The 18,369-nt window shown below is 68.6% G+C and carries 15 protein-coding genes; 5 read left to right on the forward strand and 10 right to left on the reverse strand.

What is annotated here, in order from left to right:
- Positions 1–150: 150 nt before the first annotated feature.
- Positions 151–1,065, forward strand: a complete 915-nt coding sequence (gene kdgD / locus KPB06_RS00140) for a 5-dehydro-4-deoxyglucarate dehydratase (RefSeq protein WP_059582111.1) — start codon at positions 151–153, stop codon at positions 1,063–1,065.
- Positions 1,066–1,180: 115 nt separating this feature from the next.
- Here the strand turns inward: kdgD and KPB06_RS00145 are convergent, their stop codons facing one another.
- Both KPB06_RS00145 and KPB06_RS00150 read right to left on the reverse strand, forming a co-directional pair.
- A complete protein-coding gene (locus KPB06_RS00145; protein WP_059582110.1) occupies positions 1,181–1,735 on the reverse strand; it encodes a hypothetical protein in 555 nt (184 codons plus the stop codon).
- A 191-nt stretch (positions 1,736–1,926) separates the two neighbouring features.
- Positions 1,927–3,504 (reverse strand): aldehyde dehydrogenase (NADP(+)), encoded by a 1,578-nt coding sequence (locus KPB06_RS00150; RefSeq protein ID WP_059582107.1) that lies wholly within the window; start codon positions 3,502–3,504, stop codon positions 1,927–1,929.
- A 248-nt stretch (positions 3,505–3,752) separates the two neighbouring features.
- On the opposite strand from KPB06_RS00150, the gene KPB06_RS00155 reads away from it, so the two are divergent.
- Complete coding sequence (locus tag KPB06_RS00155; protein WP_059582106.1) at positions 3,753–5,144, forward strand: MFS transporter; 1,392 nt, start codon at positions 3,753–3,755, stop codon at positions 5,142–5,144.
- A gap of 63 nt (positions 5,145–5,207) precedes the next feature.
- Here the strand turns inward: KPB06_RS00155 and KPB06_RS00160 are convergent, their stop codons facing one another.
- Together KPB06_RS00160 and KPB06_RS00165 are read right to left on the reverse strand one after the other, a co-directional pair.
- Positions 5,208–5,933 carry a site-2 protease family protein gene (locus KPB06_RS00160; RefSeq protein WP_059582102.1) on the reverse strand — a complete coding sequence of 242 codons (726 nt, stop codon included), beginning with the start codon at positions 5,931–5,933 and terminating at the stop codon, positions 5,208–5,210.
- Complete coding sequence (locus tag KPB06_RS00165; protein ID WP_059582099.1) at positions 5,930–6,883, reverse strand: DUF2167 domain-containing protein; 954 nt, start codon at positions 6,881–6,883, stop codon at positions 5,930–5,932. Before KPB06_RS00165 ends, KPB06_RS00160 begins: the two co-directional genes overlap by 4 nt.
- Before the next feature lie 264 nt (positions 6,884–7,147).
- Between KPB06_RS00165 and KPB06_RS00170 the strand changes: the two genes are divergently transcribed.
- Positions 7,148–7,996 (forward strand): helix-turn-helix domain-containing protein, encoded by an 849-nt coding sequence (locus tag KPB06_RS00170; RefSeq protein WP_059582096.1) that lies wholly within the window; start codon positions 7,148–7,150, stop codon positions 7,994–7,996.
- Between the two features lie 531 nt (positions 7,997–8,527).
- Entirely contained in the window at positions 8,528–10,255 is a 1,728-nt protein-coding gene (locus KPB06_RS00175) for a YadA family autotransporter adhesin (protein ID WP_060011283.1), read from the forward strand.
- Positions 10,256–10,342: 87 nt separating this feature from the next.
- Here KPB06_RS00175 and KPB06_RS00180 read toward each other — a convergent pair whose 3' ends face one another.
- The 6 genes from KPB06_RS00180 to KPB06_RS00205 are packed head-to-tail and all read right to left on the reverse strand — an operon-like array spanning position 10,343 to position 16,556.
- The gene (locus KPB06_RS00180) at positions 10,343–11,554 is read right to left on the reverse strand and encodes an acyl-CoA dehydrogenase family protein (RefSeq protein ID WP_059582091.1); all 1,212 of its coding nucleotides are present in this window, start codon (positions 11,552–11,554) and stop codon (positions 10,343–10,345) included.
- Positions 11,551–12,390: a hypothetical protein gene (locus KPB06_RS00185; protein ID WP_059582089.1), complete on the reverse strand. Its 840-nt coding sequence runs from the start codon at positions 12,388–12,390 to the stop codon at positions 11,551–11,553. Before KPB06_RS00185 ends, KPB06_RS00180 begins: the two co-directional genes overlap by 4 nt.
- A gap of 51 nt (positions 12,391–12,441) precedes the next feature.
- Positions 12,442–13,098, reverse strand: a complete 657-nt coding sequence (locus tag KPB06_RS00190) for a methionine ABC transporter permease (RefSeq protein ID WP_027781522.1) — start codon at positions 13,096–13,098, stop codon at positions 12,442–12,444.
- Positions 13,091–14,275 (reverse strand): methionine ABC transporter ATP-binding protein, encoded by a 1,185-nt coding sequence (locus KPB06_RS00195; protein WP_059582087.1) that lies wholly within the window; start codon positions 14,273–14,275, stop codon positions 13,091–13,093. Before KPB06_RS00195 ends, KPB06_RS00190 begins: the two co-directional genes overlap by 8 nt.
- Before the next feature lie 18 nt (positions 14,276–14,293).
- Complete coding sequence (locus KPB06_RS00200; protein ID WP_060011282.1) at positions 14,294–15,706, reverse strand: LLM class flavin-dependent oxidoreductase; 1,413 nt, start codon at positions 15,704–15,706, stop codon at positions 14,294–14,296.
- Positions 15,707–15,716: 10 nt separating this feature from the next.
- Positions 15,717–16,556, reverse strand: coding sequence for a MetQ/NlpA family ABC transporter substrate-binding protein (locus KPB06_RS00205; RefSeq protein WP_059582083.1), 840 nt, complete (start codon positions 16,554–16,556; stop codon positions 15,717–15,719).
- Between the two features lie 434 nt (positions 16,557–16,990).
- Here KPB06_RS00205 and KPB06_RS00210 point away from each other — a divergent pair, with 434 nt between their 5' ends.
- The gene (locus KPB06_RS00210; RefSeq protein WP_059582079.1) at positions 16,991–18,355 is read left to right on the forward strand and encodes a 2-hydroxycarboxylate transporter family protein; all 1,365 of its coding nucleotides are present in this window, start codon (positions 16,991–16,993) and stop codon (positions 18,353–18,355) included.
- The last annotated feature ends 14 nt before the right edge of the window (positions 18,356–18,369 follow it).

Genomic DNA, 18,369 nt, shown 5'->3' on the forward strand with positions numbered 1-18,369 from the left:
CTTATCCGGAAAGACCCTACTCTTTGCCGGTCAGCAAACCGCTTGCGCCGCGCTTTCTTGCGTTGTACGATGACATACAACGACATCGCCACTTCGGCTCGTATGCCGTTCCCGACGAACCAGCACTCGCGCTAGACGGACGACCCAACCATGACTTCACCGCAAGAACTCAAACAGATCATCTCCCACGGCCTGCTGTCGTTTCCGCTGACGGATTTCGACGCCGACGGCAGCTTCCGTCCGTCCACCTATGCCGAGCGTCTCGAATGGCTGGCGCCGTATGGCGCGAGCGCGCTGTTCGCGGCCGGCGGCACCGGCGAATTCTTCTCGCTCACGCAGCGCGAGTACTCGGACGTGATCCGCGTCGCGACGGAAACCTGCAAGGGCAAGGTGCCGATCCTCGCCGGCGCGGGCGGCGCGACGCGCGTCGCGATCGAATATGCGCAGGAAGCCGAGCGCCTCGGCGCGAGCGGCGTGCTGTTGATGCCGCACTACCTGACCGAAGCCAGCCAGGAAGGGATCGCCGAGCACGTCGAGCAGGTCTGCCGCGCGCTGAAGATCGGCGTGGTGGTGTACAACCGCGCGAATTCGAAGCTGAATGCGGACATGCTCGAGCGCCTCGCCGACCGTTGCCCGAACCTGATCGGCTTCAAGGACGGCGTCGGCGAAATCGAGAGCATGGTCACCATCCGCCGCCGCCTCGGCGACCGCTTCGCGTACCTCGGCGGCCTGCCGACGGCCGAAGTCTATGCGGCCGCGTACAAGGCGCTCGGCGTGCCGGTGTACTCGTCGGCGGTGTTCAACTTCATCCCGAAGACGGCGATGGCTTTCTACGAAGCGATCGCGAAGGACGACCACGAAACGGTCGGCCGCCTGATCGACGAGTTCTTCCTGCCGTACCTGAAGATCCGCAATCGCCGCGCAGGCTACGCGGTCAGCATCGTGAAGGCCGGCGCGAAGCTCGTCGGCCACGACGCGGGCCCGGTGCGCGCACCGCTCGTCGACCTGACCGACGAAGAGGCGGCCGAGCTCGACGTGCTGATCAAGAAGATGGGCCCGCAGTAAGCGGGGTTCGCCGGCGGCGCGGGCCCTTCATCGGCACGGCGCGCCGGCTCCGCGCTGATCCGTATCCGTATCACGCGATGGCCGCGCGGCTCGACGAGCCAGCGCGGCCATTCCATTACATCTGCGCGATCGCGCCGATGATCCGCTGGCGCACGCCGGCAAGCGTGCGCTGCGTCTCGTCGATCCCCTTGCGCGCGGCAACCGGCCGGCCGCGCGCCGGCGACTCGGCGCCCACGATCTGTTCCAGCACGTCGCGGTCGACGACCGCATCGAAGAACCGCCCGACCGTGAACATCGCGTACTGCTTCGCGGTCGCGAGATGCGTGTTGGCCTGCGTGAGTGCGTCGGCGCGCTGCGCGCCGTTCGGCCCGTCGATGCTGCGGCGGTGCTTCAGCGCGAACACCACCGCCTCCATGTCGTACCTGAAACGCTCGACGGCCCTGCCGAAGATCAACGAATGCGGATCGGAACCCGCCACGGGCCGCCCCTGGTTGATCGTCACGTCGAATTCGCTGCCGCCCAGCTCGCGCTGCAGCGCGAACAGCGCGTCGGCCAGCACGCGCCCTTCGCTGTATTCGCCGATCTGGGTACGGACCGATTTCGCGACGTCGCCGATCGCTTTCCACAACCCGGCCGCGAACAGGTGGTCGCCACGCTTGCTGATATTCATCGGATGGTTCCTCGTTGGTCTTGTGATCTCTCAGGCTCGCCCGCGGGCCGGACGGCCCGGGGCTTCGCTACTGTAGGAGAATTGCCGGCGACAGGAAAGCCACCCCGAAAAAAAGCGGAGACGGCCACCGGCCGCCTCCGCTTTCGTCCATCCGGCAAGCAGCCCGGCGTTCCCGCCGGACCGCCGCCACGTCACTCGGCCTTGCCGTCCCGCAGCCGCGGAATCGCGAGCGGATTGCCTTCCTGCAGCGCTTCGGGCAGCAGGTCGTCCGGGAAATCCTGATAGCACACGGGCCGCAGGAAACGCTCGATCGCGGTCGCGCCGACCGACGTGACGGCCGGGTTCGACGTCGCGGGGAACGGCCCGCCGTGCACCATCGCGTCGCACACCTCGACGCCGGTCGGGTAGCCGTTGACCAGCAGGCGCCCGGCCTTGCGTTCGAGGATCGGCAGCAGCCGGCGCGCGAGCGGCTTGTCGTCGGCGTCGACTTGCAGCGTGGCCGTCAACTGGCCTTCGAGCGCGTCGAGCACGCGCGCGACTTCGTCGAGATCGCGGCAGCGCACGATCAGCGACGCCGGCCCGAACACTTCGTGGCCGAACGCCGGCTCGGCCAGGAACGCCTGCGCGCCGACTTCGTACAGCGCGCCGCCGGCCTGGCAGTGACTCTGCGCGGCCTCGCCCGCGCCGATTTCGCGCACGCCCGGCAGTTCGGCCAGCTTGCCGCGCCCGTTGCGGTACGCATCGGCGATGCCCGGCGTGAGCATCACGCCGGCCGGCTTCTTCGCGAGCGCCTGCGCGGCGGCCGTCTCGAAGCGGTCGAGATCGGGGCCGTCGATCGCGAGCACGAGGCCCGGATTGGTGCAGAACTGGCCGACGCCGAGCGTCAGCGAATCGACGAAGCCCGTCGCGATCGCGTCGCCGCGCGCGGCCAGCGCGGCCGGGAACAGCACGACGGGGTTGATGCTGCTCATTTCCGCATAGACCGGAATCGGCTGCGGACGCGCGTTCGCAAGCTGCACGAGCGCCATCCCGCCCTGCCGCGAACCGGTGAAACCGACGGCCTGGATCGCCGGATGGCTGACCAGCGCCGCGCCGGTCACGCGGCCGGGGCCGATCAGCAGCGAGAACACGCCGGCCGGCATGCCGGTTTTCTCGACGGCGGCGCGGATCGCGCGGCCGACCAGCTCGGACGTGCCGAGATGCGCTTCATGGGCTTTCACGATCACCGGGCAGCCGGCCGCGAGCGCCGACGCAGTATCGCCACCGGCCACCGAGAACGCGAGCGGGAAGTTGCTCGCGCCGAACACGGCGACGGGCCCCAGCGCGACCTTCTGCAGGCGCAGGTCGGAGCGCGGCAGCGGCGTGCGCGCGGGCTGCGCGGGGTCGATCGACGCGGCAAGGAAGCGCCCGTCGCGCACGACGCGTGCGAACAGCCGAAGCTGGCCGACGGTGCGGCCGCGCTCGCCCTGCAGCCGCGCGACGGGCAGCCCCGTTTCGGCGTGCGCGCGCTCGATCAGCGCGTCGCCGAGCGCGACGATTTCATCGGCGATCGCTTCGAGAAACGCCGCGCGGGCCGCGAGCGGCTGCGTGCGGTACGCACCGAACGCGTCGCGTGCGAGCTCGCACGCGCGGTCGACGTCGGCCTGCGTCGCGACGCCGAACGCCGGGGCCTCGATCGGCGCGCCCTTCGTCGGATCGAACGCGTGCAAGGTGCCGGCCGAGCCGGCCACCGCTTCGGCGCCGATCAGCATCTCTCCTGTCAGTTGCATGGGGTGTGCTCCGTGGTTCGGGAATGGATAGCGCATTGTAGCGCAACAGATACGATGTCTGCCGACATCATGCCATCATTCGCGCCGCCTGCGAAGGCGCCGACGATACACTCCGCCGGCCTTGTCCGGCCAGCGAATCACGACTTTCCCACATTGTGACGAGGCCTTCAGAGGGAAAACCCGAGGTTTCTGAATTCGGCCATCGTCAATAAACTTTCGGCCATGTCATACGACGACGTACATTTAAAGTGAACAATCAGACCTCCCCTCGCGATCTTCCGCTCGATCTCGCGCGCACCGCGCGCCGGACCGCCGTGCGCTACTGGATCCTGGCGATGCTGTTCGTCGTCACGACGCTCAACTATGCGGACCGCGCGACGCTGTCGATCACCGGCACGCCGATCCGCAAGGCGTTCGGCATCGACCCGGTGACGATGGGCTACATCTTTTCGGCGTTCAGTTGGGCGTACGTGCTCGCGCAACTGCCGAGCGGCTGGCTGCTCGACCGCTTCGGCGCGCGGCGCGTGTATGCGGCGAGCATCTTCCTGTGGTCGGCGTTCACGCTGCTGCAGAGCACGATCGGCCTCGGCGGCAGCGCCGCGTTCGCGGTCGCCGCGCTGTTCGCGATGCGCTTCGCGGTCGGCATCGCGGAGGCCCCCGCGTTTCCGGCGAACGCGAAGGTCGTCGCGAGCTGGTTCCCGACCGCCGAGCGCGGCACCGCGTCGGCGATCTTCAACGCCGCGCAGTACTTCGCGGCCGTGGTGTTCTCGCCGCTGATGGCCTGGCTCACGCATGCGTACGGCTGGCACCAGGTGTACCTGTGGCTCGGCGTAGCCGGCATCGCGCTCGCGTTCCTGTGGCTGCGCGTCGTGAAGGACCCGGCCGACCATCCGGCCGTGAACCGCGCGGAACTCGACCATATCGAGCAGGGCGGCGGGCTCGTGCGGTCGAGCGGCCAGCCCGCCGGCGCGCGCGGCGGCGGCGGCGCTTCCGAAGGCAGCCGCGTGGCGGGCTGGTACTACGTGCGCCAGTTGCTGTCGAACCGGATGCTGATCGGCGTGTACCTCGGCCAGTACTGCGTGAACGTGCTCACGTACTTCTTCCTCACGTGGTTCCCGATCTACCTCGTGCAGGCGCGCGGGATGTCGCTGCTGAAGGCCGGCTTCATGACGTCGCTGCCGGCGATCTGCGGGTTCCTCGGCGGCGTGCTCGGCGGGATGCTGTCGGATGCGCTGATCCGCCGCGGCGTCTCGCTGACGCTCGCGCGCAAGATCCCGATCGTCGGCGGGATGGCGCTGTCGATGGCGATCATCGGCTGCAACTACGTCGACAGCGAAGCGCTGGTGATCACGCTGATGGCCGTGTCGTTCTTCGGCAAGGGGATCGGCTCGCTCGGCTGGGCCGTCGTCGCGGATACCGCGCCGAAGGAAGCGATCGGCCTGTCGGGCAGCCTCTTCAACATGTTCGGCAACACGGCGGGCATCGTCGCGCCGATCGCGATCGGCTATCTCGTCGGCGCGAGCGGCTCGTTCAACGGCGCACTCGTGTTCGTCGGGCTGAACGCGCTCGTCACCGTGTTCAGCTATCTCGTGATCGTGAAGGACATCAAGCGCGTCGAACTGCGTCATCGCGACGCGTGAGGCTCGACCTCGGGAAAGAGGCGGCCGCGTAACAGCGGCCGCCGTTTTTGCATCGGATCGACGTCAGGTCGACGCGTGCACGGCGCGCAGCATGTCGTGCACGCCGGACGTCATCAGCGCGAGGAACGCGACCAGGCCGACGTAGCAGAGCGCGTAGGTCGTCTTCGTCTCGATCGACGTCGCGTAGTACACGCGGTTCTCCGGCGCGTCGGGATCGTAGCGCCACGCGCGCCTCAGCTGAGGCAGCGCGAGGATCGCCATCACGATCAGCAGCGGGCTCGGCCGATACGCGAACAGCGCGATCAGTACCGGTACGCCCGCGAACCAGATGCGCGGCGACAGCACCGCGGTGATCCGCCCGCCGTCGAACGGCGACAGCGGAATCATGTTGAACAGATTGAGGAAGAAACCCGTGTACGACAGCGCGAGCAGCAGGTTGCTGTCGGTGTGGCGCGCGGCCGCGTAGCACGCCAGCGCGCCGAGCGTGCCGACGAACGGCCCGGCAAGGCCGACGTACGCTTCCGTTTCCGCGTCGTGCGGCATCGCCTTCAACTCGATCCACGCGCCGACGAACGGGATGAAGGTCGGCAGCCCGACGTCGAGCCCGCGCCGCTGCGCGGCGACGTAGTGGCCGGCTTCGTGCACCAGCAGCAACGCGACGAAACCGGCCGCGAAGCGCCAGCCGTAGAACAGCGCATAGACCGCGACCGACGCGAGCATCGTGCCGGCCGATACGAGCACCTTGCCGAGCTTCAGGCCGCCGAAGATCAGCAGCAGCAGCTTCGTCATTCCTTGCGCTCCGTGGCGGCCGCGTCGGATGCGTCGGCGACGGCCGGCATCGCGGCCGCCTTCGGCTTGCGCCCGAAGAAACGCTTGAGCGCCGCGCCGCCGGCCAGCAGCGCGACCGCGCCGACCTTGAAGAACTTCACCGCGAACGCGCCGATCAGCGCGAGCAGCCCGAGCTTCTTCGCGCCGACGCCGACGATCAGCGCCGCGAGCCCGTACTCGGCGACGTGGTCGGTCGACTGGTTGAAGTCGGCGTAACGCTTGCCGTCGTTGAAGCGGATGTTCGACAGCAGCGCGTCGGCCGATGCCTTGTACTTCGGCAGGTCGGCGAGCGTCGACGCCATCGTCAGCGACAGGTAGCCGTCGCGGCCGAGCACGAGCGTCCGGTAGTTCACGCCGTCGGTCCCCGCATTCGGCGCCGCGCCCTTGTCGCGGATGATCGCGGACCACACGAGCCGGTGCGTGGCCGCGTCGTACGCGGGCGCCTTCGCCCAGCCGACCACCTCGGTTTCGGGCAGGCCGCGCGCCTTGCGCGCCGGGTTGTTTTCCTCGGTGCCGGCCTGCAGGCTTTTCAGCAGCTCGTCGGGCTTCCAGTCCTTCGCGTCGTCGTCGCGGATGTAGCCGCTCGGCTCGAACGACACGACCGAGATCCAGTCGGCGTCCGGATCGTCGGGCAGCACGAGGCCGACCAGCTTCGATTCGTCGATCGCGTTGCCCATCGAGCGCAGGTAGCGGCCGGCTTCGGCGGCCGGCACGAACGACTCGCCGGCCTTCAGCTTCAGCACGGCTTCGTGTTTCACGTCGATGTCGGTCGGCCCCTTCACGACCGCTTCGTTGGCGGCCGCGGCGGCGGCCCTCATTTCGACCTGCGCGGCTTCGGTCTGCGCGTGGCCGCTGGTCGCGGCGAGGGCGAGCGTCGCCACGCAGGCGAGCCGGACGGCAAGTTTTTTCATTGTTGGATTCCCCTGGAATGCCTTGTTGTCGATGTGCGCGGCGTCCGGCCCTGGCATCGTGGCCGCGGGTCCGGCGCCGCCTCTCAGGTGGCACGGGGGCTATGGTAACGCAGCGGCGCGGCGCGCCAGGGAGCGAAATGCGGGGCGGGAGGGAGGCCACGGTGACAGCCGGCGGAATCGACTCAAGCGGCGAAGCACGCCGGCCTGAAATGCTTACCTGCCGGGTAATGCCCGACGCGCGCAGGATTGCCTATCATCTCCACCATGAACTCGACCGCCGCCCTCCATTCGCTTCCCCCGTCCGCCGGCCGCGTATCCGGCATCGGCCCGCTGCTGCGCACGTGGCGTCAACGCAGGCGCTTGAGCCAGATGGCGCTCGCGCTGGAGGCGGACGTATCCGCTCGACACCTGAGCTTCGTCGAATCGGGCCGCGCGCAGCCGAGCCGCGAGATGGTGCTGCACCTCGCGGAGCGCCTCGACGTGCCGCTGCGCGAACGCAATGCGCTGCTCGTCGCGGCCGGCTATGCACCGCTGTTTCGCGAGCGGCCGTTCTCCGATCCGCAGCTCGATGCCGCGCGCCATGCGGTCGAAGCCGTGCTGCGCGGCCACGAGCCCTACCCCGCGCTTGCGGTGGATCGCCACTGGACGCTGCTCGCCGCGAACCGGATGCTCGGCGCGCTGGTCGCGCAGGCCGATCCGGCGCTGCTGCAGCCGCCCGTGAATGTGTTGCGGCTGAGCCTGCATCCCGACGGTCTCGCCTCGCGGATCGTCAACTGGCACGAATGGCGCGCGCATATCCTGCATCGGCTGCAGCGGCAGATCGACGCAAGCGGCGACCGCACGCTGCATGCGCTGCGCGACGAGCTCGCCGCGTATCCGGCGCCGGCCGGCCAGCCCGACGATTCGCACGCACGCACCGATTTCGCGGATATCGCCGTGCCGCTGCGGCTACGCACGGCGAACGGCGAGCTGACCTTCTTCAGCACGACGACGGTATTCGGCACGCCGGTCGACGTGACGCTGTCGGAACTCGCGATCGAGGCGTTCTTTCCGGCGAACCCGGAAACGGTGGACGCGATGCGGGCGCTGGCGGACGCGTTGCCGGCGCAGTGACGCGCCGACAACGCAGCGCGTCGCACGGATCCCGTCTTCATGTGGACCACCGGCAAGCGCAGGCCGGTGCCGCCGCCGGCGCGAGCACATGCATCAGGCAGCGTCGCCGCCTCCTGTTCCTCGCCAGCGCGCGCGTGATCGTCGGCAGCCCGGCTGCCCGGCGCCGGTGATCGCTCACTGCCTCATCACGCCCCCACTCGACGAATGTCTGCCGAAGCATAGCGTTCAGCCGCCGCGGCAAACATGCGCACGACTCGAATCCATCAAAATGCGTCGTCGCGATCCGGACTTCGGATTCGCGAAGTTTTGACACAGCCGTGACGGAAACAAGCAAGTCGCCGTAATCCGCGCCCGGCTCCCGTCGCGTCGAGACCGACGAAGGTTAAATTTCGTTAGTAGACCTTTCATTTTTACAGATCGAAAAATCGATATCCGTTACGAAAGAGACACGAACGAATCGATGCAACCGGGATGGCGGGCGGGGGCCATGCAAGCCACAACACGATTTTTACATCGAGCTCAGGAAAACGAATGAACACGCATCATCAAGGGTTGGGAAATTCCGTACAACGCGCACCGCGCACATCGAAGGTCGCGCTGGCCGTCACGGTCAGCGCAGCCGTGGCCGCATTCGCCGCTTCCGCGCCCGCGCGAGCCGACTATGTGCAGAACGGCACGTCGACCGAAACGTCCGCGGGCTGCGTCGGCAACATCGCCATTTCGGGCAGCAGCACGTATCCGGCCGCGGCAACCGGCTGCGACAACATCGCGATCGGCACGGCGGCCGTCGCGAATTCGGGCTCGTCGACCGGCGCCTATAGCGAGACCGTCGCGATCGGCCGCATGGCGGCCGCGACCGGTACGTTCGCGACGGCCGTCGGCGGAAACGCCGTGGCGACCGGCGACCAGGCGACGGCGATCGGAACGGCTTCGAGCGCAGTTGGCGGCCAGGCAACGGCGGTCGGTAACGGCGCGATCGCGAACGGCGGCACGGCATCCGCCTTCGGCCAGGGCGCATTCGCAGTCGATCAGTCGATAGCCGTCGGGCAAGACGCGAGTGCCACCGCGACGTTCTCGACGGCCGTGGGCAAGGGCAGCATTGCCGCAGGCGGTACGGCTCTCGGCTTCCAGGCCAATGCCGGCGCGGCCGATGCGGTCGCGCTCGGTGTCGACAGCTCGGCATCCGCGACCGGCAGCGTCGCCATTGCCCGTGCGACGGCCTCCGCCGTGAACGCGGTCGCCATCGGCGAAGGGGCGAACGCCGCCGACGCGAACTCCGTCGCGCTGGGCGCGAACGCGACCACGCGCGCCTATACGACCGTCAATAGCGTGGCGCTCAACGGCGTGACCTACAGCGGCTTCGCGGGCACGCCGGTCGGTGTGGTCAGCGTCGGCAGCGCGGGTGCCGAGCGTCAGATCGTCAACGTCGCGGCTGGCGCCATCAGCGCGACCAGCACCGATGCGGTGAACGGCTCGCAGCTCTTCTCGATCGCCAATCAGGTGTCGACGCTGACGGCGGACCTGGCCAATCTCACGACGACCGTCGGCAAGATCTCGTCGAGCGTCCCGGGCGGCACGGTGACGAACTCGACCGACACCGCGATCGGCACGAATACGTCAGTCACCGCGACGAACGGCACCGCGGTCGGCAACGGCTCGAACGTCTCGGGCGACAACGGTACGGCTGTCGGCGTCAACGCCACGGTCACCGCAACGAACGGAACGGCCATTGGCACGAATTCGAAAGTCACGGCAGCGAACGGAACGGCGATCGGCACGGGCTCGAACGTGTCCGGCACGGATTCGACCGCGATCGGCACGAACAGCCGGGCCACCGCGAACAACGCGGTGGCGCTGGGCGCGAATTCGGTTGCCGATCGGGACAACACGGTGTCGATCGGCTCGCCCGGGGCCGAGCGCCAGTTGACCAACGTGGCGGACGGCACCGCACCGACGGACGGCGTGAACGTGCGCCAGTTGAACGGTGCGATCAACTCCGTGCGCGAGGAAATGTCGAAGTACCGCAAGGACGCGAATGCGGGCACGGCGAGCGCGATCGCCATGGCGAACCTGCCGCAAGCCGTGCTGCCGGGCGAGAAGGTCGTCGCGCTCGGCGGCGGCACGTACGGCGGTCAAAGCGCGATGGCGGTCGGCTTGTCCGTCGCGACGGCGAAATGGCTCGTCAAGGGCTCGGTCACGACGGCGGTGTCGGGGCACGGCTCGTTCGGCGCGGGGGCGGGCGTCGGCTACCGCTGGTAATCGGCTTGCGACAACGACGCGTCAGGGCGCTGCTCCTGACGCCGGACGGCCCGCCATCGGCGCCACGGCGCAGAGGGCGGGCCGCCATCACGTATAGAGCGACGCCTGCGGCAATTCCGCGGTCAGCGCGAACCGGCCCACATCGCGCAGCCGGTAGTCGAGCGGATCGTGCAGCGTATGCGTGCGCGCGTTCCGCCAGAAGCGGTCGAGGCCCAGCGACGCGGCCGTCGCGCGCGCGCCGCACGCGTCGAACAGCGCCTCGCCGTTGTCGAGCGCCGCGCGCTGCGCGACGATCTTCGCTTCGGATACCGCGAGCGCGACTTCGGCGCGTTCGTCGGTTGTCAGCTCATCCTGCCGCGCCCACGCGTGCTGCAACGCGACGGCCGCGCGATCGGCCAGCGCCGCCGCGGCGATCGCACGCACACGCATGTCGCCGAAGCGTTGCAGCGTGTACGGATCGTCTTCGGCCCGCTCGACGTCCGAATGAACCCACGGGCGGCCATGCTGCCGCACGTAGTCGCGCGCCTCGGCCAGCGCGCCTTCCGCCAGGCCGACGAACAGGTTCGTCAGCACGAGCTGCGACACCAGCGTGCGCAGCGTCGCGCGCGGCGTCGGCGGCGCTTCCGAGCGATGCAGCACTTCGTCCGCCGCGAGCGTCACGCCGTCGAAGCGCACGCTGCCGCTGTCGGTCTGGCGCTGGCCGACCGGATCCCAGTCGTCGTTGACCGTGATTCCGGCCCGATCGGTCGGCACCACGCCGAACACGGTGCGGCCGATGGCCGGATCGTGCGCGGACACCGTCATCCGATGCGAGCCGCGCGTGCCGGAACAGAAGCCCTTCACGCCGTCGAGCCGGTAGCCGCCGTCGGGCGTCGCCGTGGCCACGAGCCGCGTGTCGAGCGGATTGACCGCGTTGCCCCACCACCAGCGCCCGTCCACCGTGCCGCGCAGGTAGCGCTCGCGCTGCGCGGCGTTGCCCCATACGTCGACGCTCACCACCTGCAGGCACTGAAAGCCGACGAGATGCGCGAGCGCGCTGTCGACCCGCGCGACCTGCCGGATCACGTCGTAGATCGCCGGCCACGCCGCTTCCTGTCCGCCGAACGCGCGCGGCACCGCGAGCGTCAGCAGGCCCGCGTCGGCGAGCCACTGCTTCTCCCGCGCGGCATGACCGCCCGCGCGGTCGCGCTCGGCGGCGCTCACGCGCAGCGCGTCGATCGCGCGGGCCAGCGCAGCGCGGTCGACGGCCGGTGTATCGGTATCCGGCGCCAGCGTCGCCGGGCCGCGTGGATCGTTCATGCGACAGCTTCCTGTTCAACGGTTTCGCCCGACAGCGGTACGAGCGCGCCGAGCCGGCGGCCGGTCAGCCGCGACAGGATCTCGCGCCGCCAGTCGTCGTAGATGGCACGATATTCGGCGATATCCGCGCCGAATACCAGTGCGGTATGCGCGTACTCGTCATGCAGATAGCCGTCGAGCCGCGCCTGGGTTTCCTCGTCGGCCGCGATCACGCGATCGATCAGCGCGTCGCGCTCGGCGGGCGCAAGCGCGTGCAGCGTGTCGAACCACCACTGGACGATCCGCACGCGATGCCATTCCTCGTCCGGCCGGATCCGGTTCTCGCCGTGCTCGCGCATCGCGCTGTCGCCGATACGCCCCGTCTTGCGCTGGATCCACAGCTTCGCGAGGATGTGCAGCTCGTAATGCCATTCGAACGCGAGAAAGCCCGCGACGTCGCGCACCGCGATGTCGCCGATGCGCGCCCAGTGCGCGGCGACGAGCCGGTCGACTTCCGGCAGCGGATCGCGCCCGGTGAGTTCGGTTACGCGCTCGCGGCCGATCACCGCGTGCGCGCCGTCGTCGCCGAGCTGGCGCGACAAAATCAGCTGGAAATGCGGATCGTCGCAGAACAGCGTGTCGATCGCCTTCGCGACGACCTGCACGATGAAGAGATCGTGCGACGCCATCTTCGTGTAGTACTCGGCGACGGCGGCCCGTTCGTCGTCGCGCGGCTCGCGCGGCGGCGTCGCGAGTTTGTCGGGGAAGTCCGGACGATGGCGTCGCGCCACCTCCAGAAACAGTGCTTCCTCGAATTGTCCGTTCCATTCGCGCGGCGCGCCGATGGGCAAGGTCATGTTTTTTCTCTCAGGATCAGGAATGAAACGAGCGGACGCTCGTGGCGTCGCTCAGGTACGCCGGGTCACGCGTCGGACCAGGCGGTCGCCCGTGATTTGCACGGCCGAGACGAGCGCGATCAGGATCACGATCACGGTCGCCATGACGGTGGTGTCGAAACGTTGATAGCCATAGCGGATCGCGAGATCGCCGAGGCCGCCCGCGCCGACGGCGCCCGCCATCGCGGTCGAGCCGATCAGCGCGACGACGGTGATCGTGAAGCCGCCGAGCATGCCGGGCAGCGCCTCCGGCAGCAGCACGTGCCAAACGATGTGGCGGCGCTTCGCACCCATCGCGAGCGCGGCCTCGATCAGCCCGCGATCGACTTCGCGCAGGCTCACTTCGGCGATTCGCGCGAAGAACGGGATCGCGGCGATCGACAGCGGCACGACGGCCGCCCACACGCCGATCGTCGTGCCGATCAGCACGCGCGTGAACGGCAGCAGCGCGACCAGCAGGATGATGAACGGCGTCGAGCGGAACACGTTGACGAGCGCGCCGAGCACCGCGTTCACGCCGCGCCGCGCGTAGATGCCGCCGGGCGCGGTGGTCACGAGGATCACCGCGAGCGGGATGCCGATCAGCGCAGCGATCGCGGCCGACGCGGCGACCATCGACAGCGTGTCGCGAATCGCGTCGAGCAGTTCGGGCCACCAGAGCTCAAACATAGCCGAGCACCTCCGCATGATTCGCATGACGGCGCGCGCGCTCGAGCAGCGCGGCGACCGCCGCGCCGTGCGCCGCCGACGCGCCGGCGTCATCCGCACGCGGCGTCGCGGCGATCACGAGCCGCCCCTGCGCGTGCCCCTGGATGCTTTCGATGCCGCCGTGCAGGAACCGCACGGAGCCGCCGAGCGCCGCCGCGAGCGCGCCGACGTCCGGCTCGCCGCCGCTCTCGCCCGTATAGCGGACGTCCAGCACGATCCGGGCGCCGTCGGGCAGCGCGGATTGTTCGGGCAGCGGCCGCACGCGCGCGGCCAGTTCGGCCGGCAGGTCATGCTGCAGCGTGCTCAGCAGCGCGCGCGTCGCGCCGTGGCGCGGATCGCCGAACACGCGCCACACTGGGCCCGTTTCGACGACTTCGCCCTGTTCGATCACCGCGACCGTGTCGCACACCGCGCGGATCACTTCCATCTCGTGCGTGATCAGCACGATCGTCAGACCGAGGCGGCGGTTGATGTCGGCGAGCAGCGCGAGGATCGATTGCGTGGTTTCCGGATCGAGCGCCGACGTCGCTTCGTCGCACAGCAGCACCTCGGGATCGTGCACGAGCGCCCGCGCGATGCCGACGCGCTGCTTCTGCCCGCCCGACAGGCTCGCCGGATACGCGTCGCGCTTCGCGGCGAGCCCGACGAGATCGAGCAGCGCGTCGACCTTGCGCACGCGCTCGGCCTTCGGCACGCCGGCGATCTTCAGCGGCAGCGCGACGTTCTCGAATACCGTCTTCGCGGACAGCAGGTTGAAATGCTGGAACACCATGCCGGTGCGGCGCCGCAACGCGACGAGGCCGTCCTCGTCGAGCGCGCCGACGTCGACGCCCTGCACGCGCACGCGGCCCGAGCTCGGCCGTTCGAGGCCGTTCAGGAGCCGCAGCAGCGTCGACTTGCCGGCGCCGCTGCGGCCGATGATCCCGAACACCTCGCCGCGCCGTACGTCGAGCGTCACGTCGCGCAGCGCGGCCGCCTGGCCGCGCGGCGTCGCGAATACCTTGCCGACCTGCTCCAGCGACACGGCCGCGCCGTCGGCCGGCGTCACGGCTTCGTCATGCGCTGCCGCACCGGCGCCCGCCCCGGCCCGCACGGCCGACGCCTCGATGAAACCCAGCGTATCGAACAATTGCGTCATCGCTTCGCTCCGTCACGTTCAGGCATGCGCGGGATGCGCGGGTTCGGCCACGGCCGCCGGCCGATGCCGCGCGCCGGTGTGCCAGGCGGGCAGGCGCGGGCCGGCGCCGAACAGCTTCTCGCGCAGCGTCGGCGCGGGATCGTAGTCTTCCTTGTAGACGCCGCGATTCTGCAGCTCGGGCACGACCCAGTCGACGAAATCCTCGAACGACTCGGGCATCACGGTGCGCGTCAGGTTGAAGCCGTCGATGCCGGTCTCGTCGATCCACGACTGCAGCTCGTCCGCGACCTGCGACGGCGAACCGACGATCGGCGCGTAGCGGCCGCCGAGCGACATCTGTTCGAGCATGCGGCGCACGGTCCACGTGCCGGTCGTGCTCTTGCGCGAGATCGCGTCGACGGCCGACTGGATCGAATCGGTCTTCACGTACGAGATCGGCTCGTCGAGGCCGTATTTCGCGAAGTCGATGCCGGTCGAGCTCGCGAAATGCGCGAGGCCGGCTTCCGGGCTCGCGTAGCGCCGGTATTCGTCGAACTTTTCGCGGGCAAGCAGTTCGGTCTCGGCCGTCACGACGCTCACGCCGGCAAAGATCCTGATCGACGCCGGGTCGCGCCCCTGCCGTGCCGCGGCCGCGCGAATGTCGAGCGCCGCCGCGCGCGCCGCGGCCTTGCTTTGCCCGTTCACGAACACGCATTCCGCGTGGCGGCCCGCGAACTCGACGCCGCGCGCGGACGAGCCGGCCTGGTACAGCACCGGCGTGCGCTGCAGCGACGGTTCGCTCAGATGAATCGCATCGATCGAATAGAACGGCCCGTCGTGCTTCACGCGCCGCACCTTGCCCGGCTGCGCGAACACGCGCGCCTGCGCGTCGCGGATCACCGCATCGTCGTCCCAGCTCTGTTCCCACAGCTTGTAGACGACGTCCATGTAGTCGTCGGCGCGCTCGTAGCGGTCGTCGTGGCCGATCTGCTGCGCGAGGCCCATCCCGCGCGCGGCGCTGTCGAGGTAGCCGGTGACGATGTTCCAGCCCACGCGCCCTTTCGTCAGATGATCGAGTGTCGACATGCGGCGCGCGAACAGGTACGGCGGCTCGTAGGTCAGGTTCGCGGTCACGCCGAAGCCGAGATGCCGCGTGACCTGCGCCATCGCCGGCACGAGCAGCAGCGGATCGTTGACGGGCACCTGCACCGACTCGCGCAGCGCGACGTCGGGCCCGCCGCCGAACACGTCGTACACGCCGACGATGTCCGCGAGAAAGATCCCGTCGAACTTGCCGCGCTCCAGCGTCCTCGCGAGATCGGCCCAGTAGTCGAGATCGGTGTAGTGCGCGGAGCGGTCGCGCGGATGCGTCCACAGCCCGTGATTGATGTGCCCGACGCAGTTCATGTTGAACGCGTTGAGCAGGATCTTCTTGCGGTTCGCCGTCGTCATGCCGCCTCCGTCACCATGCGATCGCGTACAGCGAGCCGAACGCGTTGTCGAGCGCACGGCGCACGGCCGGCGAATGCTGGTAGATCGAGATGAACTTGCGGATGCGCGCGTCGTTCGCGCTCTCGGGCCGCACGACCCACTGGATCGCGAAGTTCTTGTTCTCGGTGCCGTCGAACAGCAGCGCGCTGTTCGGGTCGGTCGTGCCGGCGAGCTTGATGAAGCTCGGGTAGCCCTGCGCGAGATCGACGTCATCGAGCGAACGCGCGAGCTGCGACGCTTCGAGCGCGATGATCTTCAGGTGCTTCGGGTTGGCGACGATGTCGTGCGTCGTCGCGCGGTAGTCGGCGCCCGGCTTCAGCGTGATGAGCCCCGCGCGCTGCAGCAGCAACAGCCCGCGCCCGCCGTTGACCGGATCGTTCGCGATCGCGACGCGCGCGCCGTCCTTCAGCTCGGCGAAGCTTTTCACCTTCTTCGAATAGAGGCCGATCTTCATGATCGTGCCGGGCGCGATCGAGATGAAGTTGTAGCCGCCCTGCTTCTTCGCGTTCTCGAGAAACGGGATGTGCTGGAAGTAGTTGACGTCGATGTCCTTGTTCGCGAGCGCCGCGTTCGGCGTATTCCAGTCGGTGAATTCGACGATCTTCACGTCGAGGCCCTGCTCCTTCGCCTCCTTCGCGGCGATCTTCAGCGCCTCGATCTGCGGACTGGTCGAGATGCCGACCTTCAGCGGCGCGGTATCGGCGCGCGCGCCGTTCAGCAGCACGACGCCGAGCAGCGCGGCCGTCAGCAGGCGGGCCACGCTGGCCACACGGCCGGCGGAAAAGCGGGCGGAAAACACGGGATGCAGCATGGGAACCACTCTCCTGTCCAAAGACGGTATCGACGGATGAGCGACGCCGCGGCGAACGCGCGGGCGTTCTCCGGACAGTCGTCGTCGCATCGGAAAAAGATCAGCCGATGATAGAGAGCGGCGGGTGGGCGGTCTACGAAGCGATTGTGCGAAGAAAATCGCGCGCGGCGATATGGCGGGCGGCGGCCCGGGCGGCTGGCATGGCCGGCCGCCCGGGCCGCCGCCAGGCCGAAATCTCGGCCTGAGCGCCGCGCCGATTCCGAAATCTCGGCCAGCCTGCCTGGAAAACCCTTTCCGCAGACGAAACAAATCCCTTATGAATCAATGCATTAAAAATATTCCGGCAAGCCGGAATACTGGCACGGGGGTTGCGTAATAGACGGCACACGATGCCGCGAAGCGATGCAGGCATTCCAAACATCAGGAGACACGTCTTGCAGACCTCTATCCACACCCCGTCCCATCCGGAACCGATTGCCGCCGCCGGTCCCACCACGCGTGAACGCTTCTGGCCGGAAGGCTGGTGGAAGCTGATGGAAATCCGCATCGGCATCATTCCGCTGCCGATCTACGTGATCCTGTTCGGGCTGATCGTCGGCTTCGCGGTGACGGGCAAGGTGCCCGGCGAGATCTCGATGGCGATCGCGGTGCTCGCGTTCTTCGGCTTCACCTGCGCCGAACTCGGCAAGCGCCTGCCGCTGCTGCGCAACATCGGCGCGGCCGCGATCTTCGCGACCTTCGTGCCGTCGGCGCTCACGTACTACCACGTGCTGCCGAAGCCGGTGCTGAACCTCACGGTCGAATTCACCAAGTCGACCAACTTCCTGTACCTGTTCATCGCGTCGATCATCGTCGGCAGCATCCTGAGCATGGATCGCCGCGTGCTGATCCAGGGCTTCGTGAAGATCTTCGTTCCGCTCGCCGTCGGGTCGGTCGCCGCGGCGATCGTCGGCACGGCCGTCGGCACCGCGCTCGGCCTCGGCGCGCGCCACACGCTGCTGTACATCGTCGTGCCGATCATGGCGGGCGGCGTCGGCGAAGGCGCGATTCCGCTGTCGATCGGCTATTCGGAACTGATGCACCTGCCGCAGGGCGAGATGTTCGCGATGGTGCTCCCGTCGGTGATGCTCGGCAGCCTGACCGCGATCATCCTGTCGGGCGCGCTCGACATGCTCGGCAAGCGCCTGCCGCATCTCACCGGCAACGGCCGCCTGCAGGTCGGCGAAAGCGGCGACATGACGCCGGAGAACGAGGAGATCCGCGGCCACGTCGACGTCACGCACATCGCGGGCGCCGGCATCACCGCGATCACGCTGTATCTCGTCGGCCTGATGGCGCACAAGCTGTTCGGTCTGCCCGCGCCGGTCGCGATGCTGTTCCTCGCGGTGCTGGTGAAGCTCGCGCGCGCGGTGTCGCCGCCGCTGCAGGAAGGCGCGTTCGTCGTCTACAAGTTCTTCTCGACCGCCGTCACGTATCCGCTGCTGTTCGCGATCGGCGTCGCGATGACGCCGTGGGACAAGCTGACCGCCGCGTTCACGATCGTCAACGTGGTCACGATCGTGTCGACCGTCGCGACGCTGATGGGCACCGGTTTCGTGGTCGGCCGCCTGCTGAAGATGTACCCTATCGACACCGCAATCGTGAACGCCTGCCACAGCGGGCAAGGCGGCACCGGCGACGTCGCGATCCTGACCGCCGCGAACCGGATGCAGCTGATGCCGTTCGCGCAGATCGCCACCCGCATCGGCGGCGCGATCGTCGTCACGGTCACGCTGATCCTGGTCGCGCACTTCGGATAACGCGCGGCCGCGCG

This window comes from Burkholderia semiarida (genome assembly GCF_029268935.1).
In the GTDB taxonomy this organism is placed as follows: Bacteria; Pseudomonadota; Gammaproteobacteria; order Burkholderiales; family Burkholderiaceae; genus Burkholderia; species Burkholderia semiarida.